General features: G+C 64.0%; 19 protein-coding genes and 2 pseudogenes. 7 read left to right on the top strand and 14 right to left on the bottom strand.

Annotated elements, in window-relative coordinates; translation table 11 throughout:
- Positions 1 to 242 precede the first annotated feature (242 nt).
- Positions 243 to 893: an outer membrane protein gene (locus CK224_RS28835; RefSeq protein WP_066995784.1), complete on the top strand. Its 651-nt coding sequence runs from the start codon at positions 243 to 245 to the stop codon at positions 891 to 893.
- Between the two features lie 93 nt (positions 894 to 986).
- Here CK224_RS28835 and CK224_RS28830 read toward each other — a convergent pair whose 3' ends face one another.
- The 5 genes from CK224_RS28830 to CK224_RS28810 all read right to left on the bottom strand — a co-directional run bounded on the left by CK224_RS28830 (position 987) and on the right by CK224_RS28810 (position 3,754).
- Positions 987 to 1,403 carry a GFA family protein gene (locus CK224_RS28830; protein WP_095784147.1) on the bottom strand — a complete coding sequence of 139 codons (417 nt, stop codon included), beginning with the start codon at positions 1,401 to 1,403 and terminating at the stop codon, positions 987 to 989.
- Positions 1,404 to 1,479: 76 nt separating this feature from the next.
- A complete protein-coding gene (locus CK224_RS28825; protein WP_245426300.1) occupies positions 1,480 to 1,863 on the bottom strand; it encodes a TfoX/Sxy family protein in 384 nt (127 codons plus the stop codon).
- A gap of 116 nt (positions 1,864 to 1,979) precedes the next feature.
- On the bottom strand, positions 1,980 to 2,576 hold the full coding sequence (locus CK224_RS28820) for a glutathione S-transferase (RefSeq protein ID WP_066995777.1): 597 nt from the start codon (positions 2,574 to 2,576) through the stop codon (positions 1,980 to 1,982).
- Between the two features lie 121 nt (positions 2,577 to 2,697).
- The gene (locus CK224_RS28815; protein WP_176478048.1) at positions 2,698 to 3,156 is read right to left on the bottom strand and encodes a GNAT family N-acetyltransferase; all 459 of its coding nucleotides are present in this window, start codon (positions 3,154 to 3,156) and stop codon (positions 2,698 to 2,700) included.
- A gap of 247 nt (positions 3,157 to 3,403) precedes the next feature.
- Positions 3,404 to 3,754, bottom strand: a complete 351-nt coding sequence (locus CK224_RS28810; protein ID WP_095784145.1) for a histone — start codon at positions 3,752 to 3,754, stop codon at positions 3,404 to 3,406.
- A gap of 106 nt (positions 3,755 to 3,860) precedes the next feature.
- On the opposite strand from CK224_RS28810, the gene CK224_RS31045 reads away from it, so the two are divergent.
- Both CK224_RS31045 and CK224_RS28805 read left to right on the top strand, forming a co-directional pair.
- Positions 3,861 to 4,190, top strand: a complete 330-nt coding sequence (locus CK224_RS31045; protein WP_141245890.1) for a hypothetical protein — start codon at positions 3,861 to 3,863, stop codon at positions 4,188 to 4,190.
- A gap of 243 nt (positions 4,191 to 4,433) precedes the next feature.
- Positions 4,434 to 5,027 (top strand): TetR/AcrR family transcriptional regulator, encoded by a 594-nt coding sequence (locus tag CK224_RS28805; protein ID WP_095784144.1) that lies wholly within the window; start codon positions 4,434 to 4,436, stop codon positions 5,025 to 5,027.
- A 20-nt stretch (positions 5,028 to 5,047) separates the two neighbouring features.
- Here the strand turns inward: CK224_RS28805 and CK224_RS28800 are convergent, their stop codons facing one another.
- The 5 genes from CK224_RS28800 to CK224_RS28780 form a co-directional block, all read right to left on the bottom strand.
- On the bottom strand, positions 5,048 to 5,884 hold the full coding sequence (locus CK224_RS28800) for a DMT family transporter (RefSeq protein WP_095784143.1): 837 nt from the start codon (positions 5,882 to 5,884) through the stop codon (positions 5,048 to 5,050).
- On the bottom strand, positions 5,881 to 6,459 hold the full coding sequence (locus CK224_RS28795; RefSeq protein ID WP_095784142.1) for a TetR/AcrR family transcriptional regulator: 579 nt from the start codon (positions 6,457 to 6,459) through the stop codon (positions 5,881 to 5,883). Before CK224_RS28795 ends, CK224_RS28800 begins: the two co-directional genes overlap by 4 nt.
- Positions 6,460 to 6,660: 201 nt before the next feature.
- Positions 6,661 to 7,113 carry a hypothetical protein gene (locus CK224_RS28790; protein ID WP_066995767.1) on the bottom strand — a complete coding sequence of 151 codons (453 nt, stop codon included), beginning with the start codon at positions 7,111 to 7,113 and terminating at the stop codon, positions 6,661 to 6,663.
- A gap of 110 nt (positions 7,114 to 7,223) precedes the next feature.
- Positions 7,224 to 7,586 (bottom strand): DoxX family protein, encoded by a 363-nt coding sequence (locus CK224_RS28785; protein WP_095784141.1) that lies wholly within the window; start codon positions 7,584 to 7,586, stop codon positions 7,224 to 7,226.
- Between the two features lie 24 nt (positions 7,587 to 7,610).
- Positions 7,611 to 8,033 (bottom strand): VOC family protein, encoded by a 423-nt coding sequence (locus CK224_RS28780; RefSeq protein WP_095784140.1) that lies wholly within the window; start codon positions 8,031 to 8,033, stop codon positions 7,611 to 7,613.
- A gap of 181 nt (positions 8,034 to 8,214) precedes the next feature.
- On the opposite strand from CK224_RS28780, the gene CK224_RS28775 reads away from it, so the two are divergent.
- Positions 8,215 to 8,970: a helix-turn-helix domain-containing protein gene (locus tag CK224_RS28775; RefSeq protein ID WP_095784139.1), complete on the top strand. Its 756-nt coding sequence runs from the start codon at positions 8,215 to 8,217 to the stop codon at positions 8,968 to 8,970.
- 24 nt (positions 8,971 to 8,994) lie between these two features.
- Here CK224_RS28775 and CK224_RS28770 read toward each other — a convergent pair whose 3' ends face one another.
- From CK224_RS28770 to CK224_RS28760, 3 genes are read right to left on the bottom strand one after another with little or no spacing between them, the layout of a single operon-like run.
- Positions 8,995 to 9,843: a 23S rRNA (adenine(2030)-N(6))-methyltransferase RlmJ gene (locus tag CK224_RS28770; protein WP_095784138.1), complete on the bottom strand. Its 849-nt coding sequence runs from the start codon at positions 9,841 to 9,843 to the stop codon at positions 8,995 to 8,997.
- A gap of 7 nt (positions 9,844 to 9,850) precedes the next feature.
- Positions 9,851 to 10,474 carry a hypothetical protein gene (locus CK224_RS28765; RefSeq protein ID WP_095784137.1) on the bottom strand — a complete coding sequence of 208 codons (624 nt, stop codon included), beginning with the start codon at positions 10,472 to 10,474 and terminating at the stop codon, positions 9,851 to 9,853.
- A gap of 12 nt (positions 10,475 to 10,486) precedes the next feature.
- Positions 10,487 to 11,131 carry a TetR/AcrR family transcriptional regulator gene (locus tag CK224_RS28760; RefSeq protein ID WP_245426298.1) on the bottom strand — a complete coding sequence of 215 codons (645 nt, stop codon included), beginning with the start codon at positions 11,129 to 11,131 and terminating at the stop codon, positions 10,487 to 10,489.
- Between the two features lie 83 nt (positions 11,132 to 11,214).
- On the opposite strand from CK224_RS28760, the pseudogene CK224_RS28755 reads away from it, so the two are divergent.
- The 3 genes and pseudogenes from CK224_RS28755 to galE form a co-directional block, all read left to right on the top strand.
- Positions 11,215 to 11,631, top strand: a pseudogene (locus CK224_RS28755) (hypothetical protein); the annotation flags it as partial.
- An 867-nt stretch (positions 11,632 to 12,498) separates the two neighbouring features.
- Entirely contained in the window at positions 12,499 to 13,560 is a 1,062-nt protein-coding gene (locus tag CK224_RS28750; protein ID WP_095784135.1) for a UDP-glucuronic acid decarboxylase family protein, read from the top strand.
- Positions 13,560 to 14,693, top strand: coding sequence for a UDP-glucose 4-epimerase GalE (galE, locus tag CK224_RS28745; RefSeq protein ID WP_095784230.1), 1,134 nt, complete (start codon positions 13,560 to 13,562; stop codon positions 14,691 to 14,693). Before CK224_RS28750 ends, galE begins: the two co-directional genes overlap by 1 nt.
- Positions 14,694 to 14,866: 173 nt before the next feature.
- On the opposite strand, the pseudogene CK224_RS28740 reads toward galE, so the two are convergent.
- Positions 14,867 to 15,034: pseudogene (locus tag CK224_RS28740) on the bottom strand (IS630 family transposase); the annotation flags it as partial.

Genomic DNA, 15,034 nt, shown 5'->3' with positions numbered 1-15,034 from the left:
TGAACCAAGCGGTGTGCAGCGCAACATGATTAGCGTGCTGACATTCGCTGTTGCGAAGATGCAACGTCACCTTTTGGCCTCATTCGCGCCAGGGAATGACCCAAGTTCAGGTTCGCTTCAGCCGTATTTCAGCACGACATTTGGAACCGTTGAACGCCAGGCCCGTTTATCCCCCCGGACGGGCCGGGGGCATTCATGAACATAAAAAGCCTCGTGTCTTGTGGCTTAAGGAGTAAACAACAATGCAAGCTAATCTCAAGTTTGCGCGGCCGCTGGCGGTTGCGCTCGGGCTCTTCGCCCTCGGTGGTACCGCTTATGCTGCAGACGCCGTCACCGAAGAGCCGCCGGCACCGGCCCCGGTCGCCGAACTCCCCGTCGCTTCCTGGGCCGGCCCCTATGCCGGTATCAGCCTCGGCTACGGCTTCAGCGGCCATGCCGACGCCCGCGACATCGGCGTCAATGTGAAGACCAAGGGCTTCATCGGCGGCGTCTTCGGCGGCTACCAGTGGCAGCAGGACAACTTCGTCTACGGCGCTGAAGCCGATCTCGGCTACAATGGCGTCAAGGGCGACAGCGCGGGCATCGATGCGAAGGGCGGCCTCGAAGGCTCGCTGCGCGCTCGCCTCGGCTATGCCGTGACCCCGGAAATCCTGCTTTATGGCACCGGCGGTCTCGCCGCCAAGAACCAGAAGATCGACGATGGCGTCAGCAGCGACAGCAAGGCGATGCTGGGCTGGACGGCCGGTGTCGGCACCGACATCAAGATCACCGACAACGTGTTCGGTCGTGTCGAGTACCGCTACACCGACTACGGCGACAAGAATTTCGACAATGTCGGCAACGTCAAGTCGAAGGACAACCGCGTCCTCTTCGGCGTCGGTATGAAGTTCTAAGTCGTCCAAGCCACGACACGGAAAAAGCCGGGCCGCGCGCCCGGCTTTTTTTGTGGCTGGCGTTGCCCCAGGCCGACACGTTTGGCCGCGCCTTCAACGCAACCCGGTGAATGGCGCCTGCTGGAAATCCTCATGGGCTGAAATCGACTGCAGCTGGTCGAGCCAATTCGCGCGCGAGCGCACGAAGACCTGGGCGTCCGGACGGTAGTCGGCCGGGTCGGTCATGGTCGCGGCGTGAACGTGGATCTCGTCGGGCCATCTGTCGGAGCGGAAGTAGAGCCTGGTGCCGCAGGACGGGCAGAACCCGCGAAAGGTGTTCGGGCTGCTTTCATAGCGCCTGATGACGCCGGCCCAGTTCAGCTGCTCCGGCCTCATGCCGAGGAAAGCAGTGAAGGGAGCGGACGTGGCGCGCTGGCAATCGGCGCAGTGACAGACAAGATTTCGCGTGAGCTCCCCGGAATAGATCCAGGTGACCGCGCCGCACATGCAACGTCCCGCCAGAGATGCCATCGCTTCCTCCGCCGACTGCGTGCCCGGGCCGACCCCGCCGACACGGCCGATGTGAAGGATAGGCGGCGCGATCTGTTCAGGCTGGCCGCTTTGCGACCTTGGCGGGTTTGACCTTCGGCGGCAGTGTCTCGACGAAAGCCAGCGCACGATCGATCCACTCGGCGAAATCTGCCTCGGTTGCAGTGCCTTCCGGCGCGACATGGACATAGCCTTCCATGGAACGCCCGCCCATTTCCATCGGCCGCGCATGGGGCCGTGCGGCTGCGGCCGCGTGCCCTTCCTTGCCGACACGCACAAGCAAACCGCGCTTCGATGTGCCGATCAGCATATTGCCGTTGATCATGAAGCAGGTGCCGCCGAACATTTTCTGTTCCGTGAAAGCGCGCCGGCCAAGGGCCGCGCGAAGTCGCTCGACCATCGGATCGGGGGCGACGGTTGTTTTGGTGACCGACTTCGCCATGCGAACCACTTTGTAATTGCACGACCTATGCAATCACGAATCCGGGCGACAATTCAATATGGGGAGGCGCGGCGGCGAGGCTGCCGATCTCCCCCACAAGGGTGGAGATGAGCTGTTCACCCCGGCACGCAGCCCTTCAGTTCCGGAAACTTCTCGTCGAAGCGTGTCGCCCAGCGGACCAGCCGGCCGCGGCCCTTTTCCCACTGGCCGCCGAAACGCAGCGCGAGATAGCCGAGAGTGGCACGCAGCGCCAGCTGGCCGGCGGTGATCTTCTTGGGCAGTTTCGGCGGGTTGGCGTTGAGCAGGTCGAGCGCGGCGGTGATCTTCGCCCACTGGCGGTCGAGCCAAGGCTGATAGACCATGGCGTCCGGGCGCGTGCGCCGCTCATAGACCATCGACAGCGCGCAGTCGCAGATGCCGTCGGCCAGCGCCTCCAGCACCTCGGCCTCGAGCCGCTTGTCGGGGTTGCGCGGGAACAGCACGTTCTTCGACAGCCGGTTGAGATGCTGGGTGATCGCCCGGCTGTCGTGGATCGTGCGGCCGTCCTCCAGCACCAGCACCGGGATCTTGCCCAGCGGATTGGCCGAGATCAGCTCCGCCGGCTTGTCCTCCGTCTTGACCGGCACGAGGTCGATGGCGATGCCGGCATAAGCGGCGGCCATGCGGACCTTCGAACTATAGGGAGAGGTGGAGGCGTAGAGCAGCTTCGGCATGGATCGGGTTCCTGATTGTCCGCGCGCACTGTTGACCGAATGCTATTGCCAGAGCAACGGCCAGCGCCGCCAAAACCTACCGCCAGTTGGCCGCACCTTGTTCGAGCGGCGCGTGCCGCCGCTACTTCAGGGACCGCTCCATGATGATGGTTCGTTCGTCGTCGTGGAAGCTGTCCCGGAGCGCGCAGAAGCCAAGTCTGAGATAAAATCGCTCCGCGGTGACCGAGGACGGCACCGTCAGCACCGTCGCGCCGTTTGCCCGCGCTGCCTCCTCGATCTCCAGCATCAGCCGGCTGCCGACGCCGCGTCCCTGAAATTCAGGATCGACGAACACAGATCGAACCGTTGTTCCGTCCAGCCCCGCGGTACCGACAATTTTGTCGCCGCAAATGGCGACAAAGACTTGGCGCTTCTTGAAAAGTTGCAGCACGGCCGAGGGGCTGAAGCTCTGCTCAACGCGGGCGATGATTTGCGGCCCGTACTCCCTGGCGTTGTTTTTCCGCAGAGCGGCAACAATGACCCGGCTTACCGCTTCGGCATCGCCCTCGCCTGCCCGTCGAATTCCAAGCCACAAAGCCATGATCAACCCTTTCTACCTGATCGACGTGCGGCAGCAGCCGACATCGCCGGACCAGAACGGATCGTGACGATGCGAGCCGGTCGCGCAATAAAAAAGCTCCCGGAAGTTTGCCGGGCGGCAAATTTCCAGGAGCTTTCAGGACAGGCCTTTGCCATCCACTTCGCCCGCTGTCACGCCGAACTGGCGAGAGGGGCGCCTCGACGGCACCCACCCTCGCCTGTTCAGGCTCGCGAGCGAAGTTACGCGATTACTTCTTGGCCGGCGCCTTCTTGGCAGGCGCTGCCTTCTTCACGGCTGCCGTCGACTTGGCGGCTGCTGCTTTCATCGGCGCCTTGGCGGCGGGCTTGGCCGCTGCCTTCGCTGCCGGCTTCTTGGCGGCGGGCTTCGCTGCCGCCTTCGCGGCGGGCTTGGCTGCCGCCTTCGCGGCCGGCTTAGCCGCAGTCTTCGCCGCAGGCTTTGCCGCTGCCTTGGCCGGAGCCTTGGCGGCTGCCTTCGGTGCCGCTGCCTTCTTCGTTGCTGCAGGTTTCGCGGCAGCCTTCGGTGCCGCTTTCTTTGCCGGCGCTTTCGCCGCCGGCGCCTTGGTTGTCGTCTTTGCCATGCGATGCCCCTTGCGTTTTGCCCAAGGTCGTGAGTGACCCGGCGTGCTCATGCATATCTGACTCGCGGCTATCTAGCCAGCGAAGCAACACAATGAATTTCAGTTATTGAATTTTGGTTACGCAAGACGCGTTGACAAGGGCATCGGCGAAAAAAACGACAGAGAATCTTTGCCCTTCGAAGTGAAAATGCGCCGTCGAGAATTCCCGATGCTCTCTATCGCCGGATCATCCAGACATCTTGATGCCGCGCAGAGCGTAGAATGTGAGCGTATTGCTCATAATGGACAACGCACACCATACAAAGCACCTCATCTTGTCCAGCGGAAAGATTTACAAGTCAAGGCGGAGCAGAACCGAACCGGCGAAGGGGCAAAGCTTGCGCGGCAAAAAGCGAGCTTACCGCTCACATTCAAAATCTGCCGCTGGAGAGCTTGATCCGCTCAGGCTCCGCTGCGGACGGCGTGAGGATTCCGCCCGTTGCATGCCCCTCGCAAGTTCCGGGGAGAAAACCGTTGCGCACAATCCTGGAATTGCTGTTCTTCGTTGGTCGCAATTCCGGACGGAAAACCGCTTCGCACTTTTCCTGGAATTGCTCTCCGGCCAAATGTGAGTATTCTGCTTATATTCTCGGGAGGCAGGTTGGGGATGTCTACTCGCATTGCAAAGCCAGCCCCGCGCATGCGCAAGGAGCCGCGCCAGGCGCGCTCGGTCGCCACCGTCGAGGCGATAGTCGAAGCAGGTGCCCGCGTTCTAAGCGATATCGGCTGGGCGGGCTTCAGCACCAACAAGGTGGCCGAGACCGCGGGCGTGAGCATCGGGTCACTCTACCAATATTTCCCCGACAAGCTTGCGCTGGTCGACGCCATCCGACGCCGCCACTTCGACCATGTGCTGTCCGTCATTCGCGAAGCCGCGGCCGAGGAGAAGCCGCTCAGGCAATTCGCGCGCGAACTGGTGCGCGGCATGATCGCCGCGCACAGCATTCACCCGACGCTGCATCAGGTGCTGCTCGACGAGACGCCGGGCGACCGCGGCTCGCGCGCCGCGCATGCCTCGTTCCAGGCCCGCTATCTCGAGCACTATGCGGCGGCCGTCGCGCAATACCGCCGGCGCCTGAAGAATACCGAGACCGTGGCGCGCGTGCTCTCCTCAGCCGTCGAGGGCGTGATCCACAATGCGGCGCGCCGCAACATGCTCGATGCGCCGGAGCTGCAGAAGCAACTCGGCGAGCTGATCTGCGCCTATCTGTCCGGCCAGGGCGCGCGAGCGTGACGATCGCGAGACCGACGCCGTCAGGGTCGGTAGCCGAAGAAGATCGCGCCCAGCGCGACGACGGCACAGGCTCCGATACGGCGCGGCGTCAACTGCTCGCCGAGGAAGAAGCGGCCGATGAAGGCCGCGAAGACGACACTGGTCTCACGGATGGCGGTGATCGGCCCGGCCGGCCCCAGCGCGAAGGCGGCGACCACCGCGCCATAGGCCAGCAGCGCGAATAGGCCGCCGCTCAAGGCCTTGCGTGTTTCCGGCGCACGCAGGTCGACAATGAGCCTGCCGCGCAGGCCGACGAAAGCCGCCGGCAGCAGGGCACCGTAGATCAGCAGCACCCAGGCGGTGTAGGCGGCGCTGTCGCCGGCGACGCGCACGCCGATCGCGTCGACCGTCGCATAGGCCGCGATGATGACGCCGGTGGCCAACGCGTAGAGGATCGATGTCACTGAGGCCCTGCCCCGCCCGACTGACAGACCCATAATGCCGCAGGCGACCAGCGCGACGCCGATGAGTTCCGGCGCGGCGAGCCGCTGGCCGGCCAGCAGGAAGCCGCCGAGCGCCACCAGCAGCGGCACGCTGCCGCGCACGATCGGATAAACCTGCCCGAGCTCGCCATAGCGGTAGGCGGCAACCAGGAACACGCTGTAGCCGACCTGAAGGACGGCCGATAGCACGACATAGGGCCAGGCAGCCGCAGCCGGCAGCGGATGGAAGAGCGCCAGGACAATAGCAGCGGCAGTGCTCGAGAAGCTCATGACTGTGACCGTCCACAGCCTGTCGGCCCCGGTCCGTAGGAAGGCGTTCCAGCTGGCATGCAAAATGGCCGCAGACAGCGCGAGCCCAACGACCGTCGCGTTCATTGGGGGACCCGCGCGCCGGCGAGGATGGCGGAAGCCGCCTTGCGCGCATTGGCGATGGCGGCATCAGCCTCCCCCATCTGGGCCAGCAGCGTCGCGCCCTCGATCAGCATCAGCAGCGCCGTGGCGACGCCCTCGGCCCGCTCCGGCGGCATCTCTTCTTCCAGGATGGCGCGCAGGCGCGCCCGCAAACCCTTCTTCTGGCGGCTGGCTGCCTTGAACACCGGATGATCGGGATCGCCGAACTCGGCGAGCGCGTGCGCGAACAGGCAGCCGTGGAAATCCGGATCGCGAAACCAGCGTTCGTGCCAGTCCAGTATCGTGAAGATCTTCGCTTCCGCCGTGTCCGCCGACGCGGCCAGCCGGTCGAGCTGGCGTTCGAAACGCGCCGCGCGGTGCTCCAGCACCGCGACGATTAGATCGTCCTTCGCCGGGAAGTGGCGGTACATCGTCATCTTGGCGATGTCGGCCTCGGCGATAATGCGGTCGATGCCGGTGGCGTGGAAGCCGTCACGCTTGAACAGCGAATACGCGGTGTCGACGACATGCTGGCGTTTGGCGGAAGGCGATGAGGGCATTATACCGCTGTGTGATGAGACAGGTCTGTCTCTTTTTAGGCGACAGTTCGACAGTTGTCAATCGGCAGCCGATTAGCCGATTTGCCTTCCGGGATGGCCGGCAAGCTCACAATATTCGCGATGGGACTGATGCCGTCGACGGGCCGAACGGAGTGGCCTGCGACCTGAAGGCCGCAGGCCAGGGAATGGATCAGCGGCTTCTTACCGAAGCACGCGGCAGCGGCCGTTATAAACCATCCAGCGGTCGAAGCCGGAGACGCAGAACTCGACATTGTCGCCGATCGAGGCGAAGCCCTGGCCTTCCTCGATCAGGTAGAAGATCGAGCGGTCGCGGCCGTCCGACAGGCTGACGGTGGCGCGGCAATAGTGCCGGCCGATCGGCCATCTCTCGGTCGACGGCAGATAACGATGCAGGCGGATGTTATGGAAATCGGTGATCGCGACATCCGGCAGGTGCGGCACATGATGAACCTGATAGCTGAAGCGATCGGTGATCTTGCTCAGCACCCAGGCCTCGCCGCAGACGCTGCCGTCATCCTCGGTTAAAACGGCAAGGTCGGCGGCCTGCGCTGCCTGGGTGAAACCAAGCGACGTGCCAAGCGGCGTCAGAAGCGAAATCAGCGCGGCAAGGGCGGAATGGGCGAAGCGAGTCATGACAGCCTCTCAAGGTCGGTTGCACGCACTGTGCGGATTCGCTTGACGGCGGTCAAGCGGTTGTGAAGACAATGGTTTCCCAAATCATCGTTCCAGATGCGGTCCGGCTGTCAGACGGTTCCCGCCACCAGCAGTCCGCCGACGACGGCTAGGTTGATCAGGAAGGCGTTGCGCAGCACCTGCCGCTCCAGCTCTTCGGACTCCCAGAAGCGCAGCAGCGCGACGTTCGTCGACAGCGTGAACAGCACAAGCGCACCTGCGGCGAAAGGCACGGCACGGCCGAGCGCAAGCATCAGACCGGCGACGACCTCGAGGGCTGAGCCGGCTGCCAGCATGACAGCGGGAGCCGGAAACTTCCGGCTCGCCAGATAGTCGCACATAGCCTTGAATTTCAGGAAGTGCTCGATGCCGGCGAAGACGAACACGCCGCCGATGAGAAGCGCGCCTATCGCCTGAATGGTATCGATCGACATGTCGACCTCTTGCAGGTTTCCGGGTCAATCCTTCGGGATGAAAGCGGGGTTGTAGACGACTTCCCAGAGATGATCGTCGGGATCCTGGAAATAGCCGGCATAGCCGCCCCAGAAGGTCTTTTGCGCCGGCTTGGCCACGCGCGCGCCGGCCTTGACGGCCTCGGCCATGGTCGCGTCGACCTCGGCCTCGCTCGCCACGTTGTGGCCGATGGTGAACCCGGTCGGACTGCGGCCGCTCTGCGGCACGGTGGCGTCGAGGGCGATGTTCGCGCGCTCGAAGATCGCGAATTTCAAGCCGCCGGCAAGCTCGAAGAAGGCGACGGCGCCATGCTCGAACTCGCGGCCGATGATGCCTTCGGTCGGCAGGCCGAGGCCGTCACGGTAGAATTTGAGCGACGCCTCCAGATCGTCGACGCCAAGGGTGAAGACGGTGATGCGAGCTTTCATTTCTGTCACTCCCTTCTATATTCGTGACCACATCCGCGACCGGATGCGGCGCAGTGAAGGCGCTGGACGCGCCAAGAGGCTGCATCTGTTTTGCCACGGCGGAAGCGACCCGCATTGAAGATTTCGGCCAAAATGGCCGAAGCGGACCCGCCAGAGGACGCCGAAGCAGATCGGAGAAGATATGGAAGCGGTCCTGGCGCAGACCACCGGCTTCTTTCGGGAACGGCCCGCCCCGCGAGGCCTGGCCGGCGCCTTCTCCGCCGTCTGGGTGCATCGCATGGCGAAGCAGGACGTCCCGCCAATCGTCATCACGCCGGACGCGACCATCGATCTGCAATGGATCGAAGGTCGCTTCCGCGTGGCCGGACCGGACAAGGAGCCGCAGATCGAGCGCCTTCCCCCCGGGTCGGTGATCATCGGCTTCCGCTTCCGGCCGGGCGCGGCCGCCGGCTGGCTCGGCGTGCCGGCCGGCGAGATCGTCGGCGGGCGGCTGAGCCTCCAGGACTTATGGGGTACGCGTGCCCGCGAACTGTCGGATCGCGTCAAGGCCGCGCCCGACCTCGCCGGCATGGTGCGGCAGTTGGAAAATGAAGTCGGCGCGCATACAGAGGGGCGCGATGCGCTCGATGCGCTGATGGGCAGGGCCTTCGACCTCATTGATGAAGGCCTGTCGCCGGAGACGCCGCTGGTTCCCTGTCTGCTCAACCGCCTCAACATGAGCGAGCGGACGCTGCGCCGGCGTTTCGAGGACGCTTTCGGCTATGGTCCGAAGACGCTCGACCGCATCCTGCGCTTCCACCGCTTCCGGCGCCTGCAGCGACGGCATGGCGATGCCTCGACCGCGCTGCTCGCCATCGAGGCCGGCTATGCCGACCAGGCGCATCTGATCCGCGAAGCCCGGCGGCTGACCGGCGTGACACCCTCGGCGCTGGCGTAGCTCAATCTTCGGCTGGTCCCGGTCTCACTCACCGGCCAGCCATTCGATCGTCCAGCGCGACGGCTGTTCGACGGCAAGCGCTCCATGCAAGGCCGGCAGCATCACCCGCAATTCGGCCTCCAGCGTGAAGGGCGGGTTCACCACCACAAGGCCGCTGCCGTCGAGGCTCGGTTCGCTCGAGGCAGGCCGGATCTCGAAGCCGATGTCGAGCAGTTTTGGAATGCCTGTCTCCTTCAGCGCGGCGCGGAAGGCGGCGACCGCCTTGCGATCCTTGATCGGATACCAGAGCGCGTAGATGCCGCCCGGCCAGCGCCGGTGCGCTCGGCGCAGGTTCTCGACGAGACGCTGGAACTCGCCCTCCTCCTCGAAGGGCGGATCGACAAGCACGAGCCCGCGCTTTTCCTTCGGCGGCAGATGCGCGCCGAGCGCCAACCAGCCGTCGAGCTCGATCACCCTGGTCTGGATGTCGCCGGCGAAGATGGCTTTGAGCCGCGCAGCGTCCTCGGAATGCAACTCGATCGCCGTAAGCCGATCCTGCTTGCGCAGGAGATGGCGCACGATCAGCGGTGAGCCGGGATAGCGGCGGAGACCGCCGTCGGGATTTTCCAAGCGCACCGCTTCCAGATAGGGCTGAAGCAGCGCCGCCGTCCGAGGCTCGAGCGCGGCCTCGGACAGCCGGCCGATGCCGCCCTGCCATTCACCCGTCTTGCCGGCTTCCACCGACGCGAGATCGTAGCGGCCGATGCCGGCGTGAGTGTCGATAACGCGAAAGGCCTTGTCCTTCTGCTTCAGATACTCGACCAGCCGGCTGAGCACCGCGTGCTTGACGACATCGGCGAAATTGCCGGCGTGGTAGGCGTGGCGATAATTCATGCCGCCTTCACCTTTGCGAACCGCCGCGGCCCCAGCGCGGCGGCGGGGGCTGCGAGTTGGGATTCTGCGGCGGCTTGTTGCCACGCCCAAAGACCAGCGAAAGCACCAGCCCAGCCAAGCCGACGCCCATCAGCGTGTAACCGGCCGGCTTCGCGCGTTCGTCGACCGAGCCGGTGCCGGCACGCAAGATCAGGTCGACGGCGCGCATGTCGATGCCGTCCGCATCGCCCGGACCGACAGTGAAGACGTAAGCGCCCGGCGTGACCGTCTCTATCACGCCGGCCTCGTCGCGAAAGATCTTGTCGGGCAGCTGCGGGCTCACCTGGCGTGGATTGTCGGCGTGGTTGAAGGAGAGCGTCGAGGCGAGTGCCGTGCGGCCGCCGCTTGCCGCGGTCAGTGTCAGCACCGTGTGCTGCTGCGAGGCGACGCGCTCGGCACGCGCGGTGAGGTCGACCAGCACGCGGACAGGCGCGTCGCGCGCAGCGAGCCGCACGGTCGCCGGCCGGAAGCGGCCGCCCTCGTAGACGCGCCAGGTGCCGATCGCATGGCCGGAGAAATTGCTCACCGCCCAGGGATAGAAGACCCCGATGGCAGCGCCGGCGATGAGGACAAGAACCGAGAGGAAGCGCATTGAAAGCCCTGGTTAGAGTTTCTTGCGGGCGCGATCGCCACTTTTGGCGGCCTCGTCCCGGGCAGCGTCGCGAATCCGCTCCATCTCGTCCAGAAACATCTCCAGGCCAAGCTCGAAAGTCTTGTCGAAACCGCTTGTGCCAAAATAAGCCGCGGCCGCCACGACACTGGGATAGTCGCGCTGCAATTCTTCGTCGCTGACCGTGGTGACCGCCGACGGCCCCTTGGCGTAGCCGGCGGTCTCGTCGAGGATCGCGCCCATCAGATAATAACCGGCGGCGCGGAACAGACGGGCGCTGAGCTCAGGTCCGAAGCCGCCATCCTCGAACAGGCCGATGATGGCGTTCAACTTGGCGAGGCAGGGCGGCGAGTTCATGCGATAGACGACGATGAACGGCGCGAAGGCCGGATGCTCCGTCGCCACACGCCGGAATTCCTGCATACCGATGCGCGCCCGCTCACGCCAAGGAAGGCTGTCATCGGGGATCACGAGCCCGCTCATCTGGCGATCGACCAGCGCCTCGTAGAGATGCGCCTGCGAGGGAAAGTGATGGTAGATGCTCATCGCCTCGCAGCCGAGCCTGGCGGCGAGCTTGCGCATCGAGAAGCCGGAGAGCCCTTCCCGCTCGATTACCGCAAAGGCCGCGTCCTCGATCATCTCGCGGGACAATTTTCCGCGGGTTCGGATTTTCTTGCTCGGTGAGTCCATGGCGCCGCTTGACAACTTACACTGTAAGGTTCATGTCCAGATCACCTTACACCGTAAGGCTAACAAAAACCAGAGGAGAACACCATGCCTGTCATTCGCATCATCTCAAGCGCGCATTCCTACCTTCGTTCCGCCTCGCTGCTCGCCGCTATCGCGTTCACCGCGCCCTTGACCATGCCTGCCGGCGCGGACGACTACGACGCCGCCATCAAGGACATCCAGTCGACCGTTGGGGGCGTGCCCGGCTTCATGAAGCAGTTCCCGAAAGCCGCTCTGCCCGGCGCGTGGGCAGAGGTCAAGGCCATCGAGCTCAGCGACAAGACGGCGCTGCCGCCGAAGGTGAAGTCGCTGATCTCGCTGCGGTCGCGGCGCAAATCCCCTGCAATTATTGTGTCTGGTCGGACACCGAGAACGCCAAACGCGCCGGCGCCACCGACGAGGAGATCCAGGAGGCAGTCGCCTTGGCGGCCTTGACCCGCCACTGGAGCACCATCTTCTACGGCATGCAGGTCGACTTCGCCCAGTTCAAGAAGGAGATGGGCGGAGAATAAGGAGGGGCAATGAGGAGTAGAAGCGGGAATGCACGGCGTCCAGTTGTCCAACCTGCGCTACTCCTTGTTGATGCACCTCAGAGTGGTGGCGATGCCGGGAGGCCATCTCGGCGTGCCGGACAGCACGGCTGCGGAACCGTCGTCACCACGGCCGCCTAGCCCCGATCAATCCGGAAAGCGCTCGCCAGATCTACCTGTTGGCGAACTAAGATATACTTGCGCAATTTTCTAGCCCGAAAGACCGGCCGCAAGAAATGCCAGAGCCCGAGAGACGACGCCAGACGCGTTCCTTGTCCTTCACCTTGAAGCCTTCCGCCCCAACACTCGACAAGCTTTGCGTAGGCCGCGGCACGCGGTGCTTTACCGCGGGAAAACCGGCCGGAACCGACCCCTTCTATGACGCAAAAGGCGCGCCTGCCTACGCTTACAGTTAACCAACCGCAAAAGACTGAAGTTAATGAATCCCTAAATTAGTTGACTATGCCGCGCACAGGTATATCTTTCCATACGTTGGGTGTGCAATTTGGGCGAGCAGTCCGCGGTGGTGGCAACCATGTTCGTGGATCGCGACTTAGGGGCAATGGGAAGCTGAGCGGCAGCACATAAGCCGTACGGCAACGACCCCGCTTACTCAGACAAAACACATCGTGTTTTTTGGCGACTTCGCGCATGCGGAGGGGATCGCCATGATTTCACCTGGTCGGGCAACGCTGTTGCCCCGGCCCGGAACGACGATGCGTGGGTGTGTGCGAGTGTGAGGTCGCCATGGGTAGGGTCATCAAAGTTCTGAAGCTGGACACCAAGCCGGGACGGAGGCGTGCCGATCAAGGACGCGCGCTGGTCGCCGGCGGAGCAGGATTTCTGGGTTCTCATCTGTGCCAAAGGCTGCTTGCCGATGGATATGAAGTCATCGCGCTGGACAATTTCCACACGGGCAAGCGCTACAACCTGTCAGCGATAGCGCGTGACGCGACTTTCGCCTGCATCAGGCACGACATCGTCGAGGAACTGCCGACGGACCTTGCTGTCGACGAGATCTACAATCTCGCCTGCCCGGCTTCTCCGCCGCATTATCAGGCCGATCCGATCCACACCTTCAAGACCAGCGTGCTCGGCTCGATCAACCTTCTGGAGCTCGCGCGGCGACACAACGCCAAGATCTTCCAGGCCTCGACTTCGGAGGTCTATGGCGATCCGCTGGTGCATCCGCAGCCCGAAGGTTACTTCGGCAATGTCAACACGCACGGTCCGCGCTCCTGCTACGACGAGGGCAAGCGCTCGGCCGAGACGCTGTTCTTCGATTACTCGCGGACATACGGCATCGATGTCCGCGTCGCGCGCATCTTCAACACCTACGGTCCGCGCATGCGGCCCGACGACGGCCGCGTGGTGTCGAACTTCATCGTCCAGGCGCTGCGCGGCGACGACATCACCGTCTACGGCAGCGGCGGGCAGACGCGCTCCTTCTGCTTCGTCGACGACCTGATCGAAGGCTTCGTGCGCCTGATGAACGCCGGCGTGGCCCCCCAGCACCCGGTCAATCTCGGCAACCCCGTCGAGTTCACCGTCATGGAATTGGCCGAGCTGGTCATCGACTATACGAATTCACGCTCGCGCATCGTGCACCGGCCGCTGCCGGTCGACGACCCCAGGCAGCGCAAGCCCGATATCTCGTTTGCCAGGCAGCATCTCGGCTGGGAGCCGAAGGTTGCGCTGAGCGAAGGCCTCGCCCACACCGCCGCCTATTTCGACGCCGTCCTGGGCGGACGCCGGTTCATCGCCCCGCGCACGGTCCAGGCATCGACCGCCAGGGAGGCAACGGCATGATGACCCGCCGCCCCGTTCTGGTGACGGGTGGCGCCGGCTTCATCGGCAGCCATGCCTGCAAGCTGCTGTCGGCGGCGGGCTACTTGCCGGTGGTCTACGACAATTTGAGCCGCGGCAACGAGAAAGCCGTCGCCTGGGGGCCACTGGTCGTCGGCGACATCCGCGACCCCGAAGCGTTGCGGCGGGCGATCGAGACTTACAGACCACAAGCGATCATCCATTTCGCCGCCCTTGCCTATGTCGGCGAGTCGGTCAGCGCGCCGGCGGATTACTATGCGACCAATGTCGGCGGCACCATCGCCGTACTGGACGCCGCGCGGGCAAGCGGCATCGACAAGGTGATCTTTTCCTCGAGCTGCGCGACCTATGGCGTGCCGGAAGCATTGCCGGTGAGCGAGGCCTCGCCGCAGAAGCCGATCAGCCCCTATGGCCGCAGCAAGCTGATGGGCGAAGAAATCATCAGGGACTATGCCGCTGCCTATGGAACGAGATACGCGATCCTTCGCTACTTCAACGCCTGCGGCGCCGATCCCGAAGGCGAGCTTGGCGAATGGCATACTCCCGAAACCCACCTCATTCCGAGGGTGCTGATGGCGGCGTCCGGCATGATCGAGGCGATCGAGGTCTTCGGCGCCGATTACGAGACGGCGGACGGCACATGCGTGCGCGACTACATCCACGTCAGCGACCTCGCGCGCGCGCATCTCATGGCATTGATGCATCTCGAGGCGGGCGGCGACAGCCTGTCCGTCAATCTCGGCACCGGCCGAGGCATCTCGATAAAGGAGATCCTCGAGGCCGTCGGCCGCGTCACCGGCCGGACGGTCCCGGTCGCCTATAAACCGCGCCGGCCCGGCGACCCGGCCGGGCTGTTCGCCGATCCCAGCCTTGCACAAGAGCAGTTGGGCTTTGTGGCGGAACTTTCCGATCTAGACACCATCGTCAGGACGGCAGCGCCCTTCTTCGGGCTCCGACCGGCCCTGAAGCCGAAGGTTTTCAAAGCGTCCGCCGGCGTCTCGCGCGCGAAGCGCGCGCCGCGCGGCATGAACGCCGCGGAAAAACGCCAGCCTGCACGGCTGGCAGTCGTCCCTGTGAGTACTGTGTCGGGGCGTGGGCTCGCTGAGCTGGGTTGAGGGCTTGTCTCAGCGAGCCTCTTAGATTTGATCCGCCGGGACAATTCCGAGCGGAAACTGCTAGAGCAATTCCAGGACGTGCGCAGCGGCTTCCGTCCGGAATTGCGTGAGCAAAGAGATAGAGCGGTTCGGCGTTTCCGTGAAACGGCCAGCCGCTCTAGAGCGGCGGATTTTCATGTGAGTCCATAGCCTGCGGCAGTGAAGTAGTTTCTGCATTCTGTTGGGGAGAACAGATTGCAGATATCGCCGATGGCCTGCCACAGGGCGTCGATGGTTCTGATGGCCTTTGCGCGCAGATGCGCCTTGAGCTTGGCGAAGGCCATTTCGATCGGGTTGAGATC

Source organism: Mesorhizobium sp. WSM3862 (genome assembly GCF_002294985.1).
Lineage (GTDB): Bacteria > Pseudomonadota > Alphaproteobacteria > Rhizobiales > Rhizobiaceae > Mesorhizobium.
This window is presented reverse-complemented; position numbering and strand designations above follow the sequence as displayed.

What these genes read in the sequence shown, in the direction of transcription:
- CK224_RS28810 (WP_095784145.1), bottom strand. Translation starts at nt 3,754, where the DNA reads ATGGCAAAGACGACAACCAAGGCGCCGGCGGCGAAAGCGCCGGCAAAG.
- CK224_RS28825 (WP_245426300.1), bottom strand. Translation starts at nt 1,863, where the DNA reads ATGGCGAAGTCGGTCACCAAAACAACCGTCGCCCCCGATCCGATGGTC.
- CK224_RS28775 (WP_095784139.1), top strand. Translation starts at nt 8,215, where the DNA reads ATGGAAGCGGTCCTGGCGCAGACCACCGGCTTCTTTCGGGAACGGCCC.
- CK224_RS28760 (WP_245426298.1), bottom strand. Translation starts at nt 11,131, where the DNA reads ATGATCGAGGACGCGGCCTTTGCGGTAATCGAGCGGGAAGGGCTCTCC.
- CK224_RS28830 (WP_095784147.1), bottom strand. Translation starts at nt 1,403, where the DNA reads ATGGCATCTCTGGCGGGACGTTGCATGTGCGGCGCGGTCACCTGGATC.
- CK224_RS28815 (WP_176478048.1), bottom strand. Translation starts at nt 3,156, where the DNA reads ATGGCTTTGTGGCTTGGAATTCGACGGGCAGGCGAGGGCGATGCCGAA.
- CK224_RS28800 (WP_095784143.1), bottom strand. Translation starts at nt 5,884, where the DNA reads ATGAACGCGACGGTCGTTGGGCTCGCGCTGTCTGCGGCCATTTTGCAT.
- CK224_RS28805 (WP_095784144.1), top strand. Translation starts at nt 4,434, where the DNA reads ATGCGCAAGGAGCCGCGCCAGGCGCGCTCGGTCGCCACCGTCGAGGCG.
- CK224_RS28795 (WP_095784142.1), bottom strand. Translation starts at nt 6,459, where the DNA reads ATGCCCTCATCGCCTTCCGCCAAACGCCAGCATGTCGTCGACACCGCG.
- CK224_RS28835 (WP_066995784.1), top strand. Translation starts at nt 243, where the DNA reads ATGCAAGCTAATCTCAAGTTTGCGCGGCCGCTGGCGGTTGCGCTCGGG.
- CK224_RS28790 (WP_066995767.1), bottom strand. Translation starts at nt 7,113, where the DNA reads ATGACTCGCTTCGCCCATTCCGCCCTTGCCGCGCTGATTTCGCTTCTG.
- CK224_RS28750 (WP_095784135.1), top strand. Translation starts at nt 12,499, where the DNA reads ATGGGTAGGGTCATCAAAGTTCTGAAGCTGGACACCAAGCCGGGACGG.
- CK224_RS28820 (WP_066995777.1), bottom strand. Translation starts at nt 2,576, where the DNA reads ATGCCGAAGCTGCTCTACGCCTCCACCTCTCCCTATAGTTCGAAGGTC.
- CK224_RS28770 (WP_095784138.1), bottom strand. Translation starts at nt 9,843, where the DNA reads ATGAATTATCGCCACGCCTACCACGCCGGCAATTTCGCCGATGTCGTC.
- CK224_RS28785 (WP_095784141.1), bottom strand. Translation starts at nt 7,586, where the DNA reads ATGTCGATCGATACCATTCAGGCGATAGGCGCGCTTCTCATCGGCGGC.
- galE (WP_095784230.1), top strand. Translation starts at nt 13,560, where the DNA reads ATGACCCGCCGCCCCGTTCTGGTGACGGGTGGCGCCGGCTTCATCGGC.
- CK224_RS28765 (WP_095784137.1), bottom strand. Translation starts at nt 10,474, where the DNA reads ATGCGCTTCCTCTCGGTTCTTGTCCTCATCGCCGGCGCTGCCATCGGG.
- CK224_RS28780 (WP_095784140.1), bottom strand. Translation starts at nt 8,033, where the DNA reads ATGAAAGCTCGCATCACCGTCTTCACCCTTGGCGTCGACGATCTGGAG.